Raw genomic sequence first — 3,090 nt, 5'->3', positions numbered from 1 at the left:
GCGAGGCCCTTGCGGCCCGCATCGCGGATGATCGGGGTGATCAGGCCCGAAGGCGCGGCGACCGCTACCGAGATATCCTCGCGGTTGTACTGGAACAGCTCGTCGCCCTGGAAGCTGACGTTGCACTTGGGCACGCGCTGGAGAGCGCGGGCGAGCGCTTTGATCAGCAGGTCGTTGACCGAGAGCTTCACGCCATCGGGCTCGAGGCTCTTGTTGAGCTCGCCGCGAAGCTTGAGCAGCGCATCGAGCCGTACGTCCACAGTCAGGTAGATGTGCGGGATCGTCTGCTTTGCCTCCGTCAGGCGGCGCGCGATGACCTTGCGGACATTGTTGAGCTTCTGCGCTTCGTAAGGCGCATCGAGATCGCCGCCGAGTGTCGCAGGCTTGGGCGCGGGCGTTGCCGAGCGGCCTTCGACAGGCTCAGGCTGAGCGGACGTGGTGGTTTGAGCAGGCGCCCCCTCGACATCCGCCTTGACGATACGGCCGTTGGGGCCGCTGCCGGTGACGCCCGCGAGGTCGATACCCTTCTGTTCGGCAATGCGCTTGGCCAGCGGTGAGGCCACTACCCTGTTGCCAGTTTCCGCTCGCCCTGAGCTTGTCGAAGGGCTGCTCGGTGCACTTGCAGCAGGCGCTGGCGCCGGGCCTTCGACAGGCTCAGGTTGAGTGGGCTTTGGCGCGGGTTCGGGCTTCGGCGCTTCGGCGGCGGGAGCGGCTGCTGCCGCACTGGCATCCTCGCCCTCTTCGGCGAGCATCGCGATCACGGTGCCGACCTTGACCCCCTCAGTGCCCTCATCGATCGCGATCGAGACGATCGTGCCTTCGTCGACCGCCTCGAATTCCATCGTCGCCTTGTCGGTCTCGATCTCGGCCATGATGTCGCCCGCGCTGACCGTATCCCCCGGCTTCACCAGCCAGCGGGCCAGGGTGCCCTCCTCCATGGTGGGTGACAGGGCGGGCATCTTGATCGGCGTGGGCATGGTTTCCGTAGCGTCCTCTCACGGGCAAACGTCTTGCCTCGTCCTCTGGCCAAGTTGCGCGCGCGCTGCAAGGTCCTTGCGCAGAATACGAATTACCGGATATCCCGCGCGCAAGAAGGTTCGGGGGGACCAGAGGGGACTTGCATGCGTATCTACCTGGTGGTCATGGATGAAACGGAGGAAGCCAACCAGGCGCTCCGCTTCGCCTCTTTGCGCGCGCAGAAGACGGGCGGTTCGGTTCATATCCTCGCATTGGTGCCCCAGCAGACCTTTTCTGCCTTCGGCGGCGTGCAGGCGACGATCGAACAGGAAGCGCGTGAGCGGGCCGAGGTCATGGCGAACAATGCCGCGGGTCATATCTTCGCCGAAAGCGGCAAGATGCCGACCATAGCGGTCCGCCCCGGCATGCCTGCCGAGGTGATCCGCAAATATATCGAGGAGCATGGTGAGATCGCCTCGCTGGTGCTCGGTGCTTGTGCCGATGGCGCGCCTGGCCCGCTGGTCAGCCACTTTTCCGCCCATGCGGGGCAGCTCCCCTGCCCGCTCTACATCGTCCCCGGCGGCTTGAGCCGCGAAGAGATCGACAAGCTGGCCTAGCGCTTCTTGCCCCGCCCCTGGTGGCGGATGTTGGACGGTCGGCCGCGCTGGCCCTGCGCATGCTTCTGGCGCGGTGCGCCTTTCCCCTTTTGCGGTGGCTTCTTGCGCGGCGCCGCTCGCGCGCCGCGCTGTTCGATTGCAGCACCATCGCTGTCGGGAACTTCGAACTTGAGCGCGCCGGTCAGCGCATTCGCTTCCGCCAGCTTAAGCTTCAGTCTGTCGCCAACCGCATATTCCTTGCCGCTGTCCTCGCCGATCAGCTTCTGCGCCGCATCATCGTAGCGGAAATATTCGCGCCCCAGCGTCGAGACGGGAACGAGCCCGTCACCGCCAAGCTTGTCGATGGTGGCGAAGAAGCCGAAGCCCTGCACGCCGGTGATGCGCGTGTCGAAGGTCTCGCCCACCCGGCCCGAAAGCCAGGCGGCGACATAGCGATCGATGGTATCGCGCTCAGCTTCCATTGCACGCCGCTCGGTCTGGCTGATCGCATCGGTAATCTGGTTGAGCGCGGTCTTGTCACGATCGGACAGGCCCGTTGCTTCGGGCAGGTTCACCTTCGGCTTGGGCTGTTCAAGCCCATAGGCGTCTACCAGTGCGCGATGCACCAGCAGGTCGGAATACCGCCGGATCGGAGAGGTGAAATGGGCGTAGCTGCCCAAAGCCAACCCGAAGTGCCCCGCATTCTGCGGGCCGTAATACGCCTGCGTCTGGCTGCGTAGCACCGCCTCCATTATCAACGCCTTTTCAGCAGGATCGGCGATATCCTTGAGCATCCGGTTGAACAACCCGGGTGTAATCACCTGCCCCAGCGCGAGCTTGCGCCCCTGGGTAGCGAGGTATTCGCGCAACGCGATCAGTTTCTCGCGGTTCGGCTGTTCGTGGATGCGGTAGACTACGGGCGCCTTCTTGGCCTCGAGCGCCTTCGCGGCGGCCACATTGGCGGCGATCATGAAATCCTCGACCACGCGATGCGCATCGAGTCGCTCGCGCACCGCGATTTCCTCGATTTGCCCCGCGTCGTTGAGCTTCACCTGGCGCTCGGGCAGTTCGAGCTCGAGCGGGTCACGCGCCTCGCGCGCCGCGAACAGGAGCTTCCACGCGCCCCACAGGTTCTTCAGGTACTCGGGCGCGTCGCTGGCATCGATTGCCGCCTGTGCATCCTCGTAGGCGATATTGCGCACGATGCGGACGATGGCGCGGGTAAAGCGCCAGCTCTTGATCTGCCCCTGCGCATCGATGTGCATGTGGCAAGCCATGGCCGCACGGTCGACGTCTTCCTTCAGCGAACAGACGTCCGCGCTGAGCACTTCGGGTAGCATCGGTACGACGCGATCGGGGAAATAGACCGAGTTGCCGCGCTTGCGCGCCTCACGGTCGAGCGTACCGCCGGGACGGACGTAATAGCTGACGTCGGCGATGGCGACGATGAGGTTGTAGCCGCCCTGGCCATCGGGTTCGGCCCAAATGGCATCGTCATGGTCGCGCGCGTCGGCCGGGTCGATGGCGACGATGGGGA

3 protein-coding genes are annotated in these 3,090 nt (G+C 64.8%); 1 reads left to right on the top strand and 2 read right to left on the bottom strand.

Annotated elements, in window-relative coordinates:
* A partial coding sequence (locus tag AAFM29_RS15545; RefSeq protein WP_341713693.1) for a 2-oxo acid dehydrogenase subunit E2 occupies positions 1-977 on the bottom strand: 977 nt, incomplete at its 3' end.
* Between the two features lie 144 nt (positions 978-1,121).
* Here AAFM29_RS15545 and AAFM29_RS15540 point away from each other — a divergent pair.
* A complete protein-coding gene (locus AAFM29_RS15540; protein ID WP_341713692.1) occupies positions 1,122-1,574 on the top strand; it encodes a universal stress protein in 453 nt (150 codons plus the stop codon).
* Here the strand turns inward: AAFM29_RS15540 and AAFM29_RS15535 are convergent.
* A partial coding sequence (locus AAFM29_RS15535) for a VacB/RNase II family 3'-5' exoribonuclease (RefSeq protein ID WP_341713691.1) occupies positions 1,571-3,090 on the bottom strand: 1,520 nt, incomplete at its 5' end. The genes AAFM29_RS15540 and AAFM29_RS15535 overlap by 4 nt on opposite strands.

Source organism: Erythrobacter sp. (genome assembly GCF_038133525.1).
GTDB lineage: Bacteria > Pseudomonadota > Alphaproteobacteria > Sphingomonadales > Sphingomonadaceae > Qipengyuania.
This window is presented reverse-complemented; position numbering and strand designations above follow the sequence as displayed.